20 protein-coding genes are annotated in these 21,114 nt (G+C 53.2%); 16 read left to right on the top strand and 4 right to left on the bottom strand.

Going from position 1 to position 21,114, the window contains the following annotated elements; all coding sequences use genetic code 11:
* Positions 1–234 precede the first annotated feature (234 nt).
* On the top strand, positions 235–1,182 hold the full coding sequence (prs, locus tag ACLJRH_RS02785; RefSeq protein WP_001518537.1) for a ribose-phosphate diphosphokinase: 948 nt from the start codon (positions 235–237) through the stop codon (positions 1,180–1,182).
* Between the two features lie 124 nt (positions 1,183–1,306).
* Entirely contained in the window at positions 1,307–2,992 is a 1,686-nt protein-coding gene (gene dauA / locus ACLJRH_RS02780; RefSeq protein ID WP_001037186.1) for a C4-dicarboxylic acid transporter DauA, read from the top strand.
* A gap of 44 nt (positions 2,993–3,036) precedes the next feature.
* Here dauA and ychH read toward each other — a convergent pair whose 3' ends face one another.
* On the bottom strand, positions 3,037–3,315 hold the full coding sequence (gene ychH / locus ACLJRH_RS02775) for a stress-induced protein YchH (protein ID WP_000823878.1): 279 nt from the start codon (positions 3,313–3,315) through the stop codon (positions 3,037–3,039).
* 275 nt (positions 3,316–3,590) lie between these two features.
* Here ychH and pth point away from each other — a divergent pair, with 275 nt between their 5' ends.
* Entirely contained in the window at positions 3,591–4,175 is a 585-nt protein-coding gene (pth, locus tag ACLJRH_RS02770; RefSeq protein ID WP_000985595.1) for an aminoacyl-tRNA hydrolase, read from the top strand.
* Between the two features lie 116 nt (positions 4,176–4,291).
* Complete coding sequence (gene ychF / locus ACLJRH_RS02765) at positions 4,292–5,383, top strand: redox-regulated ATPase YchF (protein ID WP_000505850.1); 1,092 nt, start codon at positions 4,292–4,294, stop codon at positions 5,381–5,383.
* A gap of 158 nt (positions 5,384–5,541) precedes the next feature.
* Here the strand turns inward: ychF and ACLJRH_RS02760 are convergent, their stop codons facing one another.
* Positions 5,542–6,807 carry a DUF4427 domain-containing protein gene (locus tag ACLJRH_RS02760; RefSeq protein ID WP_023137110.1) on the bottom strand — a complete coding sequence of 422 codons (1,266 nt, stop codon included), beginning with the start codon at positions 6,805–6,807 and terminating at the stop codon, positions 5,542–5,544.
* 492 nt (positions 6,808–7,299) lie between these two features.
* Here ACLJRH_RS02760 and hyaA point away from each other — a divergent pair, with 492 nt between their 5' ends.
* From hyaA to ACLJRH_RS02705, 11 genes are all read left to right on the top strand, one after another.
* Complete coding sequence (gene hyaA / locus ACLJRH_RS02755; protein ID WP_001058312.1) at positions 7,300–8,418, top strand: hydrogenase 1 small subunit; 1,119 nt, start codon at positions 7,300–7,302, stop codon at positions 8,416–8,418.
* Positions 8,415–10,208, top strand: a complete 1,794-nt coding sequence (hyaB, locus tag ACLJRH_RS02750; RefSeq protein WP_000070982.1) for a Ni/Fe-hydrogenase large subunit — start codon at positions 8,415–8,417, stop codon at positions 10,206–10,208. The genes hyaA and hyaB overlap by 4 nt, the downstream gene beginning before the upstream one ends.
* An 18-nt stretch (positions 10,209–10,226) precedes the next feature.
* Positions 10,227–10,958, top strand: coding sequence for a Ni/Fe-hydrogenase b-type cytochrome subunit (gene hyaC, locus ACLJRH_RS02745; protein ID WP_000147031.1), 732 nt, complete (start codon positions 10,227–10,229; stop codon positions 10,956–10,958).
* Positions 10,955–11,551: a hydrogenase 1 maturation protease gene (gene hyaD, locus ACLJRH_RS02740; RefSeq protein WP_000993801.1), complete on the top strand. Its 597-nt coding sequence runs from the start codon at positions 10,955–10,957 to the stop codon at positions 11,549–11,551. Before hyaC ends, hyaD begins: the two co-directional genes overlap by 4 nt.
* Positions 11,541–11,945, top strand: coding sequence for a hydrogenase-1 operon protein HyaE (hyaE, locus tag ACLJRH_RS02735; RefSeq protein WP_001579618.1), 405 nt, complete (start codon positions 11,541–11,543; stop codon positions 11,943–11,945). The genes hyaD and hyaE overlap by 11 nt, the downstream gene beginning before the upstream one ends.
* Entirely contained in the window at positions 11,942–12,790 is an 849-nt protein-coding gene (locus tag ACLJRH_RS02730; protein ID WP_000063377.1) for a hydrogenase expression/formation protein, read from the top strand. Before hyaE ends, ACLJRH_RS02730 begins: the two co-directional genes overlap by 4 nt.
* A gap of 74 nt (positions 12,791–12,864) precedes the next feature.
* Complete coding sequence (gene appC / locus ACLJRH_RS02725) at positions 12,865–14,409, top strand: cytochrome bd-II oxidase subunit 1 (RefSeq protein ID WP_000263601.1); 1,545 nt, start codon at positions 12,865–12,867, stop codon at positions 14,407–14,409.
* Positions 14,410–14,420: 11 nt separating this feature from the next.
* Positions 14,421–15,557, top strand: a complete 1,137-nt coding sequence (gene appB / locus ACLJRH_RS02720) for a cytochrome d ubiquinol oxidase subunit II (protein ID WP_000888110.1) — start codon at positions 14,421–14,423, stop codon at positions 15,555–15,557.
* Positions 15,558–15,569: 12 nt separating this feature from the next.
* The gene (gene cbdX, locus ACLJRH_RS02715) at positions 15,570–15,659 is read left to right on the top strand and encodes a cytochrome bd-II oxidase subunit CbdX (RefSeq protein ID WP_000270306.1); all 90 of its coding nucleotides are present in this window, start codon (positions 15,570–15,572) and stop codon (positions 15,657–15,659) included.
* 394 nt (positions 15,660–16,053) lie between these two features.
* Positions 16,054–17,328: a Glu/Leu/Phe/Val family dehydrogenase gene (locus tag ACLJRH_RS02710; RefSeq protein WP_001526439.1), complete on the top strand. Its 1,275-nt coding sequence runs from the start codon at positions 16,054–16,056 to the stop codon at positions 17,326–17,328.
* Between the two features lie 213 nt (positions 17,329–17,541).
* Complete coding sequence (locus tag ACLJRH_RS02705) at positions 17,542–19,254, top strand: alpha,alpha-trehalase (RefSeq protein ID WP_000612818.1); 1,713 nt, start codon at positions 17,542–17,544, stop codon at positions 19,252–19,254.
* Positions 19,255–19,316: 62 nt separating this feature from the next.
* Here the strand turns inward: ACLJRH_RS02705 and ACLJRH_RS02700 are convergent, their stop codons facing one another.
* Entirely contained in the window at positions 19,317–19,571 is a 255-nt protein-coding gene (locus tag ACLJRH_RS02700; RefSeq protein ID WP_000511320.1) for a GlsB/YeaQ/YmgE family stress response membrane protein, read from the bottom strand.
* 168 nt (positions 19,572–19,739) lie between these two features.
* Between ACLJRH_RS02700 and ycgR the strand changes: the two genes are divergently transcribed.
* Entirely contained in the window at positions 19,740–20,474 is a 735-nt protein-coding gene (gene ycgR, locus ACLJRH_RS02695) for a flagellar brake protein YcgR (RefSeq protein WP_000017423.1), read from the top strand.
* Between the two features lie 13 nt (positions 20,475–20,487).
* On the opposite strand, the gene emtA is transcribed toward ycgR, so the two are convergent.
* Entirely contained in the window at positions 20,488–21,099 is a 612-nt protein-coding gene (gene emtA / locus ACLJRH_RS02690; protein ID WP_000776974.1) for a membrane-bound lytic murein transglycosylase EmtA, read from the bottom strand.
* Between the last annotated feature and the right edge of the window lie 15 nt (positions 21,100–21,114).

Raw genomic sequence — 21,114 nt, 5'->3', positions numbered from 1 at the left:
ACGAGTCGCCGGTCATATATGCCGTATTTGACCGGTGTGAGGCATCGATACCAGCGCACATGAAACGTGAATGAAGACGAGTAAGCCGGGCAAGCTGAGCTTCGGTGACAACGTCACCTTGTTCCAGACGTTGCATCGCGCTCTTTAATACACCGCCTGGATAGGATTTTGCCTGGCCCGCACAGTTTTCGGCAAATCTTTTCCACCAATGGACGCATGCCTGAGGTTCTTCTCGTGCCTGATATGAAGCTTTTTGCTGGTAACGCCACCCCGGAACTAGCACAACGTATTGCCAACCGCCTGTACACTTCTCTCGGCGACGCCGCCGTAGGTCGCTTTAGCGACGGCGAAGTCAGCGTACAAATCAACGAAAATGTACGCGGTGGTGATATTTTCATCATCCAGTCCACTTGTGCCCCAACCAACGACAACCTGATGGAATTGGTCGTTATGGTTGATGCCCTGCGTCGTGCTTCCGCAGGTCGTATCACCGCCGTTATCCCCTACTTTGGCTATGCACGTCAGGACCGTCGCGTACGTTCTGCCCGTGTGCCGATTACCGCAAAAGTTGTCGCTGACTTCCTGTCCAGCGTCGGCGTTGACCGCGTTCTCACCGTAGATCTGCATGCTGAACAGATCCAGGGCTTCTTTGACGTTCCGGTTGATAACGTGTTCGGTAGCCCAATCCTGCTCGAAGATATGCTGCAACTGAATCTGGATAACCCGATCGTGGTTTCTCCGGATATTGGCGGCGTGGTTCGTGCCCGCGCTATCGCTAAGCTGCTGAACGATACCGATATGGCTATCATTGATAAACGTCGTCCGCGCGCGAACGTTTCTCAGGTGATGCACATCATCGGCGACGTCGCTGGCCGTGACTGCGTGCTGGTTGATGATATGATCGATACCGGCGGTACTCTGTGCAAAGCAGCAGAAGCATTGAAAGAACGTGGCGCTAAACGCGTGTTTGCCTACGCGACGCACCCGATCTTCTCAGGCAATGCGGCAAACAACCTGCGCAACTCCGTCATTGATGAAGTCGTTGTCTGCGACACCATTCCGCTGACCGACGAAATCAAAGCGCTGCCGAACGTGCGTACCTTGACCCTGTCAGGTATGCTGGCCGAAGCGATTCGCCGCATCAGCAACGAAGAATCGATTTCCGCCATGTTCGAGCATTGATCGAACCCGGATCTCAAACCCGCTGCGGCGGGTTTTTTTGTCTGTAACACCCTTTTGTATGACTTATGCCTCCTTCACCTGCCATTTAGTTGACAGATGATGCGCTCATGGATGAAACATTATTGTGAACAAATTATTTTCCTCACATGTGATGCCTTTCCGCGCTCTCATCGATGCTTGCTGGAAAGAAAAATATACCGCCTCCCGGTTCACCCGTGATGTGATAGCCGGGATCACCGTCGGGATTATTGCTATCCCGCTGGCGATGGCGCTGGCAATTGGCAGTGGCGTTGCGCCGCAATATGGCCTCTATACCTCCGCTGTCGCCGGGATCGTGATCGCGCTAACCGGCGGCTCGCGCTTTAGCGTTTCCGGCCCTACCGCCGCGTTTGTGGTGATTTTGTATCCGGTATCGCAACAGTTTGGTCTGGCGGGCCTACTGGTCGCCACGCTGATGTCGGGCTTCTTCCTGATCCTTTTCGGCCTGGCGAGACTGGGGCGATTGATTGAATATATCCCGGTGTCGGTCACGTTGGGTTTTACCTCAGGGATTGGTATTACCATCGGTACCATGCAGATTAAAGATTTTCTTGGTCTGCAGATGGCCCATGTGCCAGAGCACTATTTGCAGAAAGTCGGCGCGCTGTTTATGGCGTTGCCCACCGTCAATATTGGCGATGCCGCCATTGGCGTGGTAACGCTGGGAACGTTGATTTTCTGGCCGCGTCTCGGTATTCGTCTGCCAGGACATCTTCCCGCGCTGCTGGCCGGTTGCGCCGTAATGGGGATTGTTAATCTGCTGGGCGGCAATGTGGCGACTATCGGCTCACAGTTCCATTACGTTCTGGCTGACGGCACCCAGGGCAACGGCATCCCGCAGCTCCTGCCGCAACTGATGCTGCCGTGGAGTCTTCCTGGCTCCGATTTCACGCTAAGCTGGGATTCACTGCGCGCGCTGCTGCCAGCGGCCTTCTCGATGGCAATGCTGGGGGCAATCGAATCATTGCTCTGCGCCGTCGTGCTGGACGGCATGACCGGCACCAAACATAAAGCTAACAGCGAACTTATCGGCCAGGGGCTGGGGAATATGGTCGCGCCGTTCTTTGGCGGCATCACCGCCACCGCCGCGATTGCCCGCTCTGCCGCCAACGTTCGCGCTGGCGCGACCTCTCCCGTCTCGGCGGTAATTCACGCTATCCTGGTCATTCTGGCGCTACTGGTCTTAGCCCCGCTACTCTCCTGGCTGCCGCTTTCCGCGATGGCGGCGCTACTGCTGATGGTGGCATGGAATATGAGTGAAGCCCATAAAGTGGTGGATCTGTTACGCCATGCGCCGAAAGACGACATCATCGTTATGCTGCTGTGCATGTCATTAACGGTTCTGTTTGATATGGTCATCGCCATCAGCGTGGGGATTGTTCTTGCTTCCCTGCTGTTTATGCGCCGTATTGCGCGAATGACTCGACTTGCGCCGGTCAATGTCGATGTGCCTGATGATGTGCTGGTGCTGCGTGTTATCGGTCCGCTCTTTTTCGCCGCGGCGGAAGGGCTGTTTACCGACCTTGAGTCACGTATTAAGGGCAAACGTATCGTCGTTCTGAAATGGGACGCAGTACCAGTGCTGGATGCAGGCGGGCTTGATGCTTTTCAGCGTTTTGTGAAGCGTCTGCCGGAGGGTTGCGAATTGCGTATCAGTAACCTGGAGTTCCAACCGCTGCGCACAATGGCGCGTGCCGGTATCAAACCTATTCCTGGGCGTCTGACCTTCTTCCCGAACAGGACGGAGGCGTTAGCGGATTTACTCAGTTAATGGACAATGCCCGGTGGCGATAACGCTTACCGGGCCTGAACCGGTTAGCTATGACGACGATTGTCGTTACGGCGGCAACGTTTGTCATAGTGACGTACCCACCAATATTTGTCGCTCACCTGCTCATGCCCCCCTACACGAGCCCCCGCCAGCCAAAGAACTGCACCGACAAAAATGCTCAGTATTGCGCCATGCGCAAAAAATTGCGGCAAATTAAACTGCGGCAGTTGGTTTAAAATAGAGTAACCCACGCCGACAACCATCACGACCAGCCCCAACCCCATCAGCACGTTACCGAATAACGAAGCGTTTTTGCGTTTCATATGTCACCTCCGGAACTTTTGGGTTGTTTTTAGGAAATCCCCCTAAACTTTATGTGTAAAGTATAGACAACACTTTCGTTTGTAAGTGCGGCTGTGATCACAAATGTAAAGTTTCATTTAACAAAACTTTACAAATAACACACTGAACAGTTTACATTTTTAATAATCAATGCTGGCAATTATTTAATTTACTTCAGAGTGTCGCTGTGTTTTGTCAAGCGGGCAGACAGACAGTAAACTACGCGCCAGTTATGGATCTACTCAGGACAAAAAACGTGGCAATTAAATTGATTGTTGGTCTGGCGAATCCCGGCGCGGAATATGCCGCGACGCGACACAATGCAGGCGCATGGTACGTCGATTTACTGGCGGAGCGCCTGCGTGCGCCATTGCGTGAAGAGCCTAAATTCTTTGGCTATACCTCACGCATCACGCTGGAAGGGGAAGATGTTCGCCTGCTGGTACCCACCACGTTCATGAACCTCAGTGGTAAAGCAGTTGGCGCAATGGCCAGTTTTTACCGTATTCAGCCGGACGAAATTCTGGTCGCTCACGACGAGTTGGATCTCCCTCCGGGCGTCGCGAAATTTAAACTTGGCGGCGGCCACGGCGGCCACAATGGTCTGAAAGACATCATCAGCAAGCTGGGCAATAATCCCAACTTTCACCGCTTGCGCGTTGGAATTGGTCATCCAGGCGATAAAAATAAAGTTGTTGGTTTCGTGCTGGGTAAACCCCCTGTTTCTGAACAAAAATTAATTGATGAGGCCATTGACGAAGCGGCACGCTGTACGGAATTGTGGTTCAAAGAGGGTCTGGCCAAAGCAACAAGCCGTTTGCATACCTTTAAGGCGCAATAACCAGTGATGTGCGGCATTTTTGCCGCACGCCGTGTATAATAGGCGAAGTTATTTCCATTTCTGCAATCTGTTTTCTATAACAGGTTGATTATTAAGATATTAAGGTGAGTTAAATCATGGGATTCAAATGCGGTATCGTCGGTCTGCCCAACGTCGGGAAATCCACCCTGTTCAACGCGCTGACAAAAGCCGGTATTGAAGCGGCAAACTTTCCGTTCTGCACTATCGAACCGAATACCGGTGTCGTGCCGATGCCCGATCCGCGTCTGGACCAGTTGGCTGAGATTGTTAAACCGCAACGCATTCTACCAACCACGATGGAGTTCGTGGATATCGCCGGTCTGGTGAAAGGCGCGTCCAAAGGCGAAGGGTTGGGTAACCAGTTCCTGACCAATATCCGTGAAACCGAAGCTATCGGTCACGTGGTTCGCTGCTTTGAGAACGACAATATCATCCACGTGGCGGGTAAAGTAAATCCGGCAGAAGATATTGATGTTATCAATACCGAACTGGCGCTGGCTGACCTCGATACCTGCGAGCGCGCTATCCATCGCGTACAGAAGAAAGCCAAAGGCGGCGATAAAGACGCCAAAGCGGAACTGGCCGCGCTGGAAAAATGCCTGCCGCACCTGGCCGAAGCGGGGATGCTGCGTTCGCTGGACCTGACGGACGAAGATAAAGCGGCTATCCGTTATTTAAGCTTCCTGACGCTGAAGCCGACGATGTATATCGCTAACGTCAATGAAGACGGTTTTGAAAATAACCCGTATCTCGACCAGGTTCGCGAAATCGCCGCCAAAGAAGGTTCGGTCGTGGTTCCGGTGTGTGCCGCCGTCGAAGCTGATATTGCTGAGCTGGATGATGACGAGCGCGACGAATTTATGGCTGAACTGGGTCTGGAAGAACCGGGGCTGAACCGCGTTATTCGCGCAGGTTATCGCCTGCTGAACCTCCAGACCTACTTTACCGCCGGGGTGAAAGAAGTTCGCGCATGGACCATTCCGGTTGGCGCAACCGCGCCGCAGGCGGCAGGTAAAATCCATACCGACTTCGAAAAAGGCTTTATCCGCGCCCAAACTATCGCCTTTGACGACTTTATTACCTATAAAGGTGAACAAGGCGCGAAAGAAGCCGGTAAGATGCGAGCGGAAGGCAAAGATTACATCGTTAAAGATGGCGATATAATGAACTTCCTGTTCAACGTCTAAATAACATTTGTTGTCTCATGAGGTTTCATTGAACCTCATGAGAGGCAAAGAAAGTCATAAAATCCACGCAGCCGCGTGGATTTTTTATTTCATAATATCTCAACTCATGCTGACAGGCTCAATTAACGCAGAGCTAACAGGGTAAGTTCTTTTCTTAATTACCAGTCGACATTCACTGTATGATTATAAAAAGGATGCTGTTCCTTTAGCGGCGTCTCATAACTTGGGATCGCATCATAATGATCTTTTCCCTGAACGGAATACCTTCCCGCTTCGATATCAAAACGATGTTTGAGCCATCCCGCAATATGACTTGCGAAAGCTTCTTTTCTTCTTAATGGCCAATCAACAGAAGCCAAATTAACATCTAATAAGTACCGCCCTTCTTTATTAACCTCGATCATTCCAGCCTGCAGTAACGCCCGTACCACCTGGGATTGGTTATCATGAATCCAGACCCAGGCATTTCCAAATTCCATTGCATAGCTATCATTTAGAAAATCTTTTTTTGAATATAATTCACTTACATAATCATTGATAGAATCAGCATAATTTTTTACTTTAGATGCAGATAAATCAAAAAAAGCTTCAAATCCGAAAGTATTATCATTAATACAAGTCAGTAACGCGCCCGGTTCCGAGAGCTGGGTCCATGATTGTAAACTCTCTACAGCTATAATGAATTTGAAAGTATTTCTTCCGATTACACCCCGGTCAATTAAAGTTAAAATATCGTGAGCTACGGTAGGGATATCTTCTACAAATGGGACGATTATTCCCGCACCATTTATTTCGCTTGATTTAAAATCAAACCCTGGGGTGCTTTCAATGTTTTCCGGAATACCATACTCTTTAATATGATTAAGGAAATTTTTAATATCGCCACGATATGGCCATCGCCATTCGCGTTCATGTGTCCAGTCAATCTTACCTGGAACATAAGTAACATATCTATATTGTTCAATCAAAGGAAGAACCGTTTCATCAAGAATACGTTCCCCGTTTCTGCCTTGCGAGTATCGAGCATTGTTATGCTGATCTAACCCATATATTACTGGCCTTGCCCCATAATTAAACATTTGCTCTTTAGGTAAAACGATTGCATATAAACCGATTTTTTCATTTCGTTCTAATCGGCGAACACCAGTTTCTAAATAAGCTGCAATCGGCATATCTGTAAAGCATACCACCGGGGAGTCACCATATACGGTTCGTTGCCCATTTCGGTATGACCAGGACGAGAAAATTTTATGACTGCGTAAAGATAATCGAAGTAAATATTTAGCATCAATGAAACATGCGTGGTGCTGATTATTAAAACCACAGTGTTCAGGCAAATAAATATGGCTACCGGTCTCTAAATCAACGTCCCGAAAAAAATGAATCAAATAATCGGACAAGTCAAATCTGATGTTATTTTTCATGGGACGCCCTCTTTCAAACGGTCTCTTTTTTGCATTCCTTTAAAACCAGCATCACTATTTTATATAAAAATCTTCACGAAGTATGCTTCTTTTAACGATGACATCAAATCCTCCCTCCTTTTGCGTCAACTTACGTATCCTGAAATGGCGAGACCAGGCTAAATCTACCCGAGGTCACTCGCTGAAACCTCATCCTGGAACAAGCTCAACCGTCCTTCCCCGCCACGGCCCTTTCGCCGAAAAACCGATAATGGGTATAAATATACCGCTATAAGCTATACCCACACACTTCACATTGTTTCTTATCGTTAATCCGATACGCTTTTTTCACATTATTTCTGGCGATATACGCCGGTGCAAAGTGAATCGGGCTCGTTTCCGCGCTCGCGCGTAACACAATGATTTGCCTTGCTGGCGGAACGTCAACGGACCCGCAAAAGCGCCTTATGCCCCTGGCGGAGCGTGGTGCAAAAAGGAGAAAAAATACGCGTTATGAATAACGAGGAGACCTTTTATCAAGCCATGCGTCGTAAGGGAGTGACCCGACGCAGCTTTCTCAAATTCTGTAGCCTTGCCGCCACATCGCTGGGACTGGGCGCCGGAATGACGCCAAAGATCGCCTGGGCGCTGGAGAATAAACCGCGGATTCCGGTGGTCTGGATTCATGGACTGGAATGCACCTGCTGTACCGAATCCTTTATCCGTTCCTCGCACCCGCTAGCCAAAGATGTGATCCTCTCGCTGATTTCCCTCGATTATGACGACACCCTGATGGCCGCCGCCGGCGCACAGGCCGAAGAAGTCTTTGACGATATTACCACTCGCTACGCCGGGAAATACATTCTGGCGGTGGAAGGCAATCCACCGTTAGGAGAACAAGGGATGTTCTGTATCAGCGGCGGTCGCCCGTTTATTGAAAAACTGAAGAAAGCCGCCGCGGGCGCCAGCGCTATTATTGCCTGGGGAAACTGCGCTTCCTGGGGTTGCGTCCAGGCCGCCCGCCCCAATCCGACCCAGGCAACGCCTATCGATAAAGTGATCACCGACAAGCCGATCGTGAAGGTCCCTGGATGTCCGCCAATCCCGGATGTCATGAGCGCCATTATCACCTATATGGTGACGTTTGATCGTCTGCCGGAACTCGATCGCATGGGCCGTCCACTAATGTTCTACGGTCAGCGTATCCACGATAAATGCTACCGCCGCGCCCATTTTGACGCCGGTGAATTTGTCGAGAGCTGGGATGATGACGCCGCCCGCAAGGGATACTGCCTGTACAAGATGGGCTGTAAAGGACCAACCACCTATAACGCCTGCTCCTCCACACGCTGGAATGACGGCGTCTCCTTTCCTATCCAGTCCGGTCACGGATGTCTGGGATGTTCAGAAAATGGTTTCTGGGATCGCGGCTCGTTTTATAGCCGCGTGGTGGATATTCCCCAGATGGGTACCCATTCAACCGCCGATACGGTGGGGCTGACCGCGCTGGGCGTGGTCGCGGCGGGCGTTGGCGGTCACGCTGTCGCCAGCGCGCTCAACCAACGTAAACGCCACAAACAACAGTTAGCGCAAGCCGAACAACAGCCGGACAATGAGGATAAACAGGCATGAGTAACCAGTATCAAACCCAGGGTTATACCGTTAACGACGCCGGCCGTCGTCTGATCGTGGACCCGATTACCCGCATCGAAGGGCATATGCGCTGCGAAGTGAACATTGATGAGCAAAACGTCATTACCAATGCCGTTTCCTGCGGCACAATGTTCCGCGGGCTGGAGATCATTCTGCAAGGCCGTGACCCGCGTGACGCCTGGGCGTTTGTTGAACGTATTTGTGGTGTCTGTACCGGGGTACATGCTCTGGCATCGGTGTACGCTATCGAAGATGCGATTGGTATCCAGGTGCCGGATAACGCCAATATTATACGTAACATCATGCTGGCTACGTTGTGGTGTCACGATCATCTGGTCCATTTTTATCAGTTAGCCGGTATGGACTGGATTGATGTTCTGAATGCGCTGAAAGCCGATCCGCGCGCCACCTCGCAGTTGGCGCAAAGCCTTTCCGCCTGGCCGATGTCATCGCCGGGCTACTTCTTTGACGTACAAAATCGATTAAAGAAATTTGTCGATGGCGGTCAGCTTGGGATATTCCGTAACGGCTATTGGGGACATCCACAGTACAAACTGTCGCCAGAGGCTAATCTGATGGGTTTTGCCCACTATCTTGAAGCCCTCGACTTCCAGCGCGAGATCGTCAAAATCCATACCATATTTGGCGGTAAGAACCCCCATCCTAACTGGATCGTCGGCGGGATGCCGTGCGCGATCAATCTCGATCAAAGCGGCGCGGTCGGGGCTATCAATATGGAGCGCCTCAACCTGGTGCAGTCGATCATCACCCGCACCGCCGACTTCATTAACAACGTGATGGTTCCGGACGCGCTGGCTATCGGCCAGTTCAATAAAGCATGGAGTCAAATTGGCACCGGTCTGTCGGATAAATGCGTGCTGAGTTACGGCGCATTTCCGGACATTGCCAACGACTTCAGCCAGCAAAGCCTGTTAATGCCGGGCGGCGCGGTGGTCAATGGCGATTTTAAAAATGTCATGCCGGTAGATTTGGCCGATCCGCAGCAGATACAGGAGTTTGTGGATCACGCCTGGTACCGCTATCCGGACGATCGGCTGGGTCGTCATCCTTTTGACGGCATTACCGATCCCTGGTACAACCCGGGTGATGTCAAAGGCAGCGATACGCATATCCAGCAGCTCAACGAGCAGGAACGTTACTCCTGGATTAAAGCGCCGCGCTGGCGGGGTCATGCCATGGAAGTCGGCCCGCTTGCCCGAACGCTTATCGCGTACCACAAAGGGGATGCCGCCACCATAGAGTCGGTAGATCGCATGATGTCCGCCCTTAAACTGCCGCTCTCCGGTATCCAGTCTACGCTTGGTCGTATTTTATGCCGCGCGCACGAAGCGCAATGGGCCGTCGGTAAGCTGCAGTATTTTTTCGACAGGCTTATGACCAACCTGAAAAACGGCGACCTGGCCACCGCCAATACCGAGAAATGGGAACCGGCCAGTTGGCCGCAGCACTGCCGCGGCATCGGTTTTACCGAAGCGCCTCGCGGAGCGTTGGGACACTGGGCGTCAATACGCGATCAGAAGATTGAACTCTATCAGTGCGTGGTCCCCACCACCTGGAACGCCAGCCCACGCGATCCTAAAAAACAGATCGGCGCCTATGAAGCGGCATTGATGGGAACGCAAATGGCGATTCCCGACCAACCGTTAGAAATCCTGAGGACACTGCACAGCTTCGACCCCTGCCTCGCCTGTTCAACCCACGTGCTCGGCGACGACGGCAGCGAACTGATTGCCGTCCAGGTACGCTAAGCGTTAAGGAAAAGAACGATGACTGGAAAGCTATCTCCACGCGTCGGGGAGGCGCGTGATACTGCCGTCAGCCACTATGTGTTTGAAGCGCCGGTACGCCTGTGGCACTGGCTAACGGTGGCCTGCATGTTGGTACTGATGGTAACAGGCTACTTCATTGGCCGACCGCTGCCGTCGGTGAGTGGCGAGGCGACCTATCTGTTTTACATGGGCTATATCCGGCTGATCCACTTTGCCGCCGCGATGATCTTTACCGTGTTACTGCTGGGGCGAATTTATTGGGCCTGTGTCGGCAACCGCTATTCGCGAGAGCTGTTTATCGTCCCGGTCTGGCGTCGCAGTTGGTGGCAAGGCGCTTTCTCCGTGGTCCGCTGGTATCTGTTTCTGGAGAAAAAACCGGGGAGCGACATCGGACATAACCCTGTCGCGCAGGCCGCGATGTTCGGCTATTTCCTGTTGTCGGTATTTATGATCCTCACCGGTTTCGCTCTGTTTGGCGAGCATAGCCAGTACGCCATCTTTGCGCCGTTCCGCTATGTAGTTGAATTTTTCTACTGGACCGGCGGCAACTCCATCGATATTCACAGTTGGCACCGACTGGGCATGTGGCTGATCGCCGCCTTCATCGTCGGGCACGTTTACCTCGCTATCCGGGAAGACATTATGTCCGACGATACGGTGATCTCCACCATGATCAATGGCTATCGCAGCCACAAATTCCCCAAACCACACGACAAGGAGCCCTCATGAATGCGCAACGCGTAGTGGTGATGGGGTTAGGAAACCTGCTGTGGGCCGATGAAGGATTCGGTATCCGGGTCGCGGAGCGTTTGTATGCCCGATATCACTGGCCTGAAGAGGTAGAAATTGTGGACGGCGGTACGCAAGGGCTAAACCTGTTAGGTTATGTTGAGCAAGCCAGCCATCTCCTGCTCCTTGACGCGATCGATTACGGCCTGGCGCCGGGCAGCCTGCGAACCTATGCCGGCGAGAAAATCCCCGCGTATCTCAGCGCCAAAAAAATGAGCCTGCATCAAAACAGTTTTTCCGAAGTTCTGGCGCTGGCCGACATCCGCGGGCATCTGCCCTGTCACATTGCGCTGGTCGGCCTGCAACCCGCGCTACTGGACGACTACGGCGGTAGCCTGAGCGAAATAGCTCGCGGCCAGCTACCGGCGGCGGAACAGGCCGCCCTGGCGCAACTGGCCGCTTGGGGGATCGTGCCGCAGGCAAACGAGGTCGCACGCTGCCTGAACTATAAATGCCTGTCGATGGAAAATTATGAGGGAGTGCGCATACGTCAGTATCAGACACGTCTGGAGGGCAAAAGAAGTGGCGAATGACACCCCGTTCTCTGCGCTATGGCAACGCCTGTTAACCCGTGGATGGCAACCGGTAGAGGCTTCCACGGTAGACGACTGGATCAAACGGGTTGGAGATGGCGTCATCCTGTTAAGTAGCGATCCGCGGCGTACGCCGGAAGTCAGCGATAACCCGGTGATGATTGCCGAACTCCTGCGTGAGTTCCCGCAGTTTGACTGGCAGGTGGCGGTGGCCGACCTTGAACAAAGCGAAGCTATCGGCGATCGCTTTAATGTGCGTCGGTTTCCGGCGACGTTGGTTTTTACAGACGGCGAGCTACGCGGCGCACTCAGCGGCATTCATCCCTGGGCTGAATTGCTCACGCTGATGCGTTCGATGGTTGACACTCCCGCAGCGCAGGAGACAGCACAATGAGCAACGCCTTTTTTCATCTGCTGGGGCCAGGTACGCAGCCTGATGACGCCAGTTTCTCGATGAATCCCTTACCGCTCACCTGTCAGGTCAATGGCGACCCAAGTATGGCGGCGCTGGAGCGCTGCGCTCACAGCCCGGCGGTGATGGCATTGTTGACCGATCTGCGAGGTCAGCTTGCCCGGCGCATCCCGGAAGTCGGCGACGTGCTGGGATGGGAGTTATCTCCCCTGAATGCCGATGATCTCTCATTCCTCAATACGTTATTGGGCGAAGGCGAAGTCTCGGTACGCATTCAGCATCCGGACGGGAGTGAAAGCGAGATCCAGGAGACCATCTTCTGCGGCCTGTGGCGGGTACGCCATCTGCATAACCGACGTCTGCTGACGGATCGTCTGGAAGCGGGTAGCGCGCCCCTGACATTGTGGCAAGCGGCGACTGCCGATACGCTGCCTGACGACTCTCTGCTGCCTCCGCCTGTCGCTGGCCTGATGAATGGACTGCCGCTGGCCCATGAGTTATTGGCGCACGTACGCGATCCGGCGTTGCAACCTCACAGCATCAATTTGACCCAACTGCCGCTCAGCGAGGCCGATCGTCTTTTTCTGGCGCGTTTATGCGGACACGGGAACATCCAGATTCGCATCTCCGGGTATGGCGAAAGCCAAATCAACGCCACAGCATTGCGCCATCTCTGGCATGTGCGCTGTCTGGACGCCCTTAAAGGGCCGTTGCTCGATAGCTATGAGATTTGTCCTTTGCCGGAGCTGGTACTGGCGGCCCCGGAAGATCTGGCCGATTCGCGCCAGCGCCTGGATGAAGTCTGCCGATGGCTGGAGACGCGCTAACGCTCTCAACAGGAACGTAACCGGTATCCGGTACTGATTAGCTTTTTACTCTCTTTCTGCCTACAGGAGTTAGCATGTGGGATGTCATTGACTTATCGCGCTGGCAGTTTGCGCTGACCGCGCTGTATCACTTTTTATTTGTTCCTCTTACGCTTGGGCTGATTTTTTTGCTGGCCGTCATGGAGACGATCTATGTGGTGACGGGGAAAACCGTCTACCGCGATATGACGCGTTTCTGGGGCAAGCTCTTCGGGATCAATTTTGCTCTCGGTGTGGCTACCGGCCTGACCATGGAGTTTCAGTTCGGGACTAACTGGTCGCTCTATTCCAACTATGTGGGCGATATTTTCGGCGCGCCGCTGGCGATGGAAGCGTTACTGGCCTTCTTTCTCGAATCCACTTTTGTCGGCCTGTTCTTTTTCGGCTGGCAGCGGCTGAATAAATACCAACACCTGCTGGTCACCTGGCTGGTGGCCTTCGGCTCCAATATTTCAGCATTATGGATTCTGAATGCCAATGGCTGGATGCAGCATCCTACCGGCGCTCATTTCAACATCGATACATTACGGATGGAAATGAGCAGCTTCAGCGATCTGGTCTTTAACCCGGTGAGCCAGGTGAAATTCGTCCATACCGTCATGTCCGGTTATGTCACCGGCGCCATGTTTATTATGTCCATCAGCGCCTGGTATCTGCTACGTGGCCGCGAGCGTGAAGTGGCCTTGCGCTCGTTTGCTATCGGCTCAGTATTCGGCACCCTGGCCATTCTGGGAACCCTGCAACTGGGGGACAGTTCGGCCTACGAGGTCGCCCAAATTCAGCCGGTGAAACTGGCGGCGATGGAAGGCGAATGGCAAACCGAACCCGCGCCCGCGCCGTTTCATCTGATTGCCTGGCCGCAGCAGGAACAGGAGCGTAATGCGTTTGCCGTGAAGATCCCCGCTCTGCTGGGTATTCTGGCCACCCATTCGCTGGATACGCCGGTTCCGGGGTTAAAAAACCTGATGGACGACACTCTGCCGCGCCTGAAGCGTGGCCGGGAGGCCTGGCTACTCATGCAGGAGATAGCGCAAGGCAATCGCTCGCCGCAGGTACTGAATGCGTTTCACGCCGTTGAGGGCGATCTGGGGTACGGCATTCTGCTGGCGAAATATGCCCCGGATATGAACCATGTGACGCCGGAGCAGTATCGTGCGGCCCAGCGTGGCGCTATTCCTCAGGTGGCGCCGGTGTTCTGGAGTTTCCGTATTATGGTCGGCTGCGGTTCGCTGCTGTTAGTGGTGATGTTGATTGCGTTGATACAGACGCTACGAATGCGTATCGACCAGCATCGCTGGGTATTGCGTATGACGCTCTGGAGCCTGCCGTTACCGTGGATTGCCATTGAAGCCGGTTGGTTTATGACGGAGTTTGGCCGTCAGCCCTGGGCGATTCAGGACATTCTGCCGACCTGGTACGCTCACTCCGCGCTGACGCCGGGCCAGTTGGCCTTCTCAATGGGACTTATCCTCGGACTTTACACCCTGTTTTTAATCGCGGAAGTCTATCTGATGCAGAAGTACGCGCGTCTTGGGCCAAGCGCCATGCAACATCAACAACAGGCGCAACAACAGGGATAAAGGAGACAATCATGTTGGATTATGAAACGTTGCGGTTCATTTGGTGGCTGCTGATCGGCGTCATCCTGGTAGCATTTATGGTAACTGACGGATTTGATATGGGTGTCGGTTGCCTGCTACCGCTGATAGCGCGCAACGATGACGAACGCCGGGTGTTGATCAATAGCGTCGGCGCCCACTGGGAAGGAAATCAGGTATGGTTGATTCTCGCGGGCGGGGCATTATTCGCCGCCTGGCCACGGGTCTATGCCGCCGCGTTTTCCGGTTTTTATGTGGCGATGATCCTGGTGCTGTGTGCCCTCTTCTTTCGCCCGCTGGCCTTTGATTATCGGGGAAAAATCGCCAATGCCCGCTGGCGCGCGCTGTGGGATACCGGTCTGGTTATCGGCAGCCTGGTTCCCCCAGTCGTATTCGGTATCGCGTTCGGCAACCTGTTTTTAGGCGTGCCGTTTGCCTTCACGCCGCAGCTTCATGTTGACTATTTTGGCACCTTCTGGCAGTTACTCTCGCCCTTTGCCCTACTGTGTGGATTATTGAGTCTGTCGTTGGTGATTATGCAAGGAGGCGTCTGGTTACAGTTGAAAACGGAGGGCGTTATTCGTCAACGGGCTCTGTCGGCCACCCGCCACAGCGCGCTGCTGATCGTGATCTGCTTCCTGCTGGCCGGTTACTGGCTGTGGGCCGGCGTTGATGGCTTTGTCTTACTCACGCAAGATGCCAACGGCCCTTCCAATCCGCTCTTAAAAGGCGTGGCGATACTCCCTGGCGCATGGATGAACCACTTTATACGCTCGCCGCTACTGCTCATCATCCCGTTGCTCGGTATGATCCTGCCGATTCTGGCTTTCTATGCCTGCCTTCGCGGTCAGACTATTCGTGGATTTCTGTTCGCTTCCCTGACCCAGGCCTGCGTCATCTTTACCGCCGGCATAACGCTATTTCCTTTTGTGATGCCGTCGAGTGTTAGTCCTCTCTCCAGCCTGACGGTGTGGGACAGCACCTCCAGCCAGATGACGCTCGAAATCATGCTGGTGATTGTGCTGATTTTTCTGCCGATCGTACTGCTCTATACGCTGTGGAGCTATTACAAAATGTTGGGGCGTATCAACCTGGAGACCCTCCGCCGCAACGATCATGAACTTTATTAGGGAGCGGAAGCGATGTGGTATTTACTGTGGTTTGTCGGCATTCTGCTGATGTGCTCACTGTCGACACTGGTGTTGGTATGGCTTGAGTCGCGTCAACAATAAAGAGGTAAACCGGGGTCAGCGCCGTCTGACTCCGGTTATTTTTATCTTTTTACGCGCCTGGTGAAGACGTTTCCCCGCCGACAGGACGACATAACATTGATACATGTCGTTATCATAATGTTTACTTTTAGAGGTGCGTCATAATTATGACAAATAGCCGCCTTGCACATATTACGCATATTTAAGCAAATAATTGCATAATTAGCGACATATCACCTATTATAACGGGTAGTTAACCACTTCTCATCCAAAAACATACCGAAAATCCAACTGCCTGCCATTTTTGATCTGAGTTAATTGTTTAAAAAAGTGTTAAATTTATCGCTACATGGTGTGATCTACTATGTATCACGGTCAATTAAAGAACATATTACTTTTATCACTAAGGTTTATCATGGATAAGTTATCTTACGCTTCAGATAGCAGCACATCTGCCTGGAATACCTACCTGCAACAAATCGAGCGTGTAGCCCCTTATCTGGGCGAGTTATCCCCCTGGGTGGATACTCTGCGCCACCCAAAACGCGCTCTGATCGTCGATATTCCGGTACAAATGGATGATGGCACTATTCGTCATTTCGAAGGATATCGCGTGCAGCACAACCTCTCCCGAGGTCCGGGTAAAGGCGGTGTTCGCTACCATCCTGACGTTGATCTCAATGAAGTGATGGCCCTGTCAGCATGGATGACCATCAAATGTGCCGCGCTGAATCTGCCGTACGGCGGCGCCAAAGGCGGCATCCGCGTCGATCCGTTCTCGCTGTCGGAAGGTGAACTGGAGCGTTTGACCCGCCGCTATACCAGCGAGATCGGCATTATCATCGGGCCGCAGAAAGATATTCCTGCGCCGGATGTCGGCACCAACGGTAAAGTGATGGCCTGGATGATGGATACGTATTCCATGAATCATGGCACGACGGTCACTGGCGTCGTCACCGGTAAGCCTATCCATCTTGGCGGTTCGCTGGGCCGTGAAAAAGCGACGGGGCGCGGCGTTTTCGTCAGCGGGCTGGAAGCCGCGCGTCGGGCGAATATCGCCGTTGAAGGCGCTCGCGTTGCGGTTCAGGGTTTTGGTAACGTCGGCAGCGAAGCCGCGCGTCTGTTTGCAGGCGCTGGCGCCCGTGTCGTGGCGATTCAGGATCATACCGCGACCCTGTTTAACGCCACCGGTATTGACATGAAAGCGCTCACGGCATGGCAGACAGAACACAAACAGATTGCCGGTTTCCCGGGCGCGGAAACTATCGCCAGCGATGCGTTCTGGCGTCTGGAGATGGATATTCTGATCCCGGCGGCGCTTGAAGGCCAGATAACTCGTCAGCGCGCGGAAGCCCTGACGTGTAAGCTGGTGCTGGAAGGGGCTAACGGCCCGACCTATCCGGATGCTGATGATGTTCTGGCCAGCCGTGGTATCCTTGTGGTGCCTGACGTGGTCTGTAACGCAGGCGGCGTAACCGTCAGCTACTTCGAATGGGTCCAAGATATGGCCAGCTTCTTCTGGAGCGAAGAAGAGATCAACGCGCGCATGGACAAAATCATGACCGACGCGATCGTCCATGTCTGGGAGAAAGCGGCTGAGAAATCCTGTTCTCTGCGCACCGCAGCCTATATTGTCGCCTGTGAGCGCATTCTGCTGGCCCGTAAAGATCGCGGTATCTATCCGGGTTAAGGCGACAAATCATTACGCTAAAATCCACGTCCCGGCGTGGATTTTTTGTCTGTATCCCCCGTTTTCCACGCGCGCGCCGATAAATTCTGTCTCAATAAAATGTCTGTTTGTTCGCAAAATAGCGGTTCAATCACGCGTATCTGGTCATCGTAGACTAAGGTTTTGTCATGGTAAATGCCGTTGGCTTTGGCTCACCGCTAAGGAGATAACTTGATGATACCCCCAGAGATTCGCCGTTCTGTTCTACTGCAGAAAGCCATAAAACTGGCGCTGGCAGGGACGCTGCTGACGTTTGCATCGTTTTCGGCGACTGCCGCAGACCCGTCTTCCGACACTGAAACTCCGCAGCCGCCGGATATTTTGCTTGGCCCGCTCTTTAATGATGTCCAGAATGCAAAACTCTTCCCCGATCAGAAAACCTTTGCTGACGCCATACCTAATAGCGATCCGCTCATGATTCTTGCGGATTATCGTATGCAGCGGAACCAGTCCGGCTTCGATTTGCGTCATTTTGTTGATGTTAACTTCACCCTGCCGAAAGCGGGTGAAAAATATGTCCCGCCGGCCGGACAGTCATTGCGTGAACATATTGATGGCCTGTGGCCGGTGCTGACCCGCTCAACTAAAAACGTCGAAAAGTGGGACTCGCTCTTGCCGTTGCCTGAATCCTATGTCGTACCGGGTGGGCGATTCAGAGAGATTTACTACTGGGACAGCTATTTTACGATGCTGGGGCTGGCGGAAAGCGGGCACTGGGATAAGGTGGCGGATATGGTGGCGAACTTTGGTTACGAAATTGACGCCTGGGGGCATATTCCCAACGGCAACCGTACCTACTACCTGAGTCGTTCGCAGCCGCCTTTCTTTGCGTTTATGGTTGAGTTACTGGCGGAACATGAAGGTGACGATGCGCTGAAAGAATACCTGCCGCAACTGCAAAAAGAGTACGCCTACTGGATGGAGGGCGTTGAGACATTGCAGCCAGGGCAACAAAACCAACGCGTCGTCAAACTGGAGGACGGCAGCGTTCTCAACCGCTACTGGGACGATCGGGATACGCCCCGCCCTGAATCCTGGGTTGAAGATATCGCTACCGCCAAAAGCAACCCCAACCGCCCGGCAACGGAGATCTATCGAGACCTCCGCTCTGCCGCCGCCTCTGGCTGGGATTTCAGCTCCCGCTGGATGGATAATCCGCAGCAGCTCAGTACCATTCGCACCACCACGATTGTCCCTGTCGATCTTAACGCTCTGCTGTATCAGCTGGAGAAGACCCTCGCCCGCGCCAGCGCTGCGGCGGGCGATCGGGCCAAAGCCTCGCAATATGACGCGCTGGCCAACGCGCGGCAAAAAGCCATTGAAATGCATCTGTGGAATAACAAAGAGGGTTGGTATGCCGACTACGATCTGCAGAACAATAAAATCCGCAACCAACTCACCGCTGCCGCGCTGTTCCCGCTCTATGTAAACGCCGCCGCGAAAGATCGCGCCGCGAAAGTGGCGGCGGCGGCCCAGGCGCATCTGCTACAGCCTGGCGGGCTGGCTACCACCTCGGTTAAAAGCGGACAGCAGTGGGATGCGCCAAACGGCTGGGCGCCGTTACAATGGGTCGCTGCCGAAGGATTGCAAAATTATGGGCAGGATGACGTGGCAATGGAAGTCACCTGGCGCTTTTTAACCAATGTGCAGCACACCTACGATCGCGAGAAAAAACTGGTCGAAAAATATGATGTCAGCAGTACCGGAACCGGCGGTGGCGGCGGCGAATATCCCCTTCAGGACGGCTTTGGCTGGACCAACGGCGTGACGCTGAAAATGCTCGATCTGATTTGTCCGCAGGAAAAACCGTGTGATAGCGTACCGTCTACTCGTCCGGCATCGTTAAGCGCAACGCCGACAAAAACGCCGTCTGCAGCGACGCAGTAACGCGTGTTTATAGTAGGTTGACCCGGTGCTGACCGGGTCAACGCTTACACGTTTTGCAGCGGTTAGCCGCGTCGCAGAAGGCGGAAAATCACCAGCACCACGATCGCGCCCACCACGGCGACCAGGAAACTGTGCAGATTAAAGCCGCTGATACTGCCGCCAATACCAAACATCGTCGCCAGCCATCCGCCAACGACCGCCCCGACGATACCGAGAATACAGGTCAGGATAAATCCCCCGCCATCGCGCCCCGGCATAAGCAATTTGGCGATAACGCCGGCAATCAAACCAAAAATAATCCAGGCGATAATTCCCATTTGCAAACCCTCTTTCCAGTAAAAACGTTTTAAGTATAGGCAAAGTCGAGCGTCGCATTTCTGAACACTGATTTATCTCGCGGACATAAAAATTTATTTATCGCTATTAAGTTCTTTCTACCGATGCCGATAACCCAACGATAGTCTGCGTATCAGGGGTTATTTCGTGTGAGTGGTTACAATGAGCAGTTCCTGAAAAAAAATCCATTAGCGATATTAGGCGTGCTACGGGATTTAAATAAAAATCAGGTTCCACTGCGTATTTCATGGGCGCATGGTCAATTCATCAGTAAAATTTTGGCGGTAGACCCGGAAAAACTCATCGTAGATTACGGCAGCCAGGAATATGAAAATAGCGCCGTATTACGTGCCGGGCAGGTAGCCATTATCGCAGAAACGCAGGGCGCAAAAGTCGAGTTCACGTTGCCGCAACTCGTTACAGGTGAATATCAGCGGCTGCCGGCCTTTATCACGCCCCTGCCGTCGTCACTGTGGTTTGTCCAGCGCCGGGAGTATTTTCGCATTGGCGCGCCGCTGTATCCGCCTTATTACGGCGTCACCACGCTACCGGACACCCGTACGTTACGTTTTCGCCTGTTTGATCTTTCCCTGGGCGGCATGGGCGCGCTACTGGAATCCGCCATCCCCGACGGGCTAACAGAAGGCGCGCGCTTTTCGCAGGTTGAACTGAACATGGGGCAATGGGGGATTTTTCACGTTGACGCCCAGCTTATCGCCATCAGCGAGCGTAAGGTGATTGATGGGAAAAATGAAACGATCACCACTCCCCGCCTGAGCTTTCGTTTCCTTAACGTTAGCCCGGCGGTGGAGCGGGAGTTGCAGCGGATTATTTTTTCGCTTGAGCGCGAGGCCCGAGAAAGAGCGAATAAAGTGCGAGAATAATCTTCACACTAAACTACATGGCGTCCAGCGCCTGCTGAAGCTTCCAGATATAGCGCGGCGCCTGCGGCGCGGGATGATTATCAACAACATGCTCAAAAAACTCGTCCGCATCCAGATCGTTAATTTTTTCTATCGCCTTCTTCCTGTCGGATGAAAAAGTACGCAATAACGCGCCTGCGCCGTTAGCATAAGAGACGACCAGCGCATATTGCATCACCTGCGGATCTTTGATGCCGGCCAGCGGCCCATTTTCCAGAATGCTCAGATACGCCGCGCCCATTGAGATGTTACGCTCAGGGTTTTTCAGCTCGCTGGTGGTCGGTTCGCCACGCCAGCCCATGCGACGGTAAACGTCGCGCCCGGAGGTCGACGCCTTTAACTGCATCAGGCCAATCGCATTGGATTTACTGACCGCGTTAGGGTTGCCGCCGGATTCAATGGCGATAATCGCGGTGATTAAATGCGGATCAACCCCCCATGCCGCCCCGGCTTTTTCACTGATGGGCATCCACTGCATCGCACGCTTTACAGGCACTTCGGCATTCCACGGCGGATTCCTGTAATCCTGTTTTGAGCTACAGCCAGCGAGTATTACTACCAAAAAAGCAAACCATCTTAATTTCACGTCATCTATCCTTAT

The organism is Salmonella sp. SAL04162 (genome assembly GCF_046551535.1).
GTDB lineage: Bacteria > Pseudomonadota > Gammaproteobacteria > Enterobacterales > Enterobacteriaceae > Salmonella > Salmonella enterica.
This window is presented reverse-complemented; position numbering and strand designations above follow the sequence as displayed.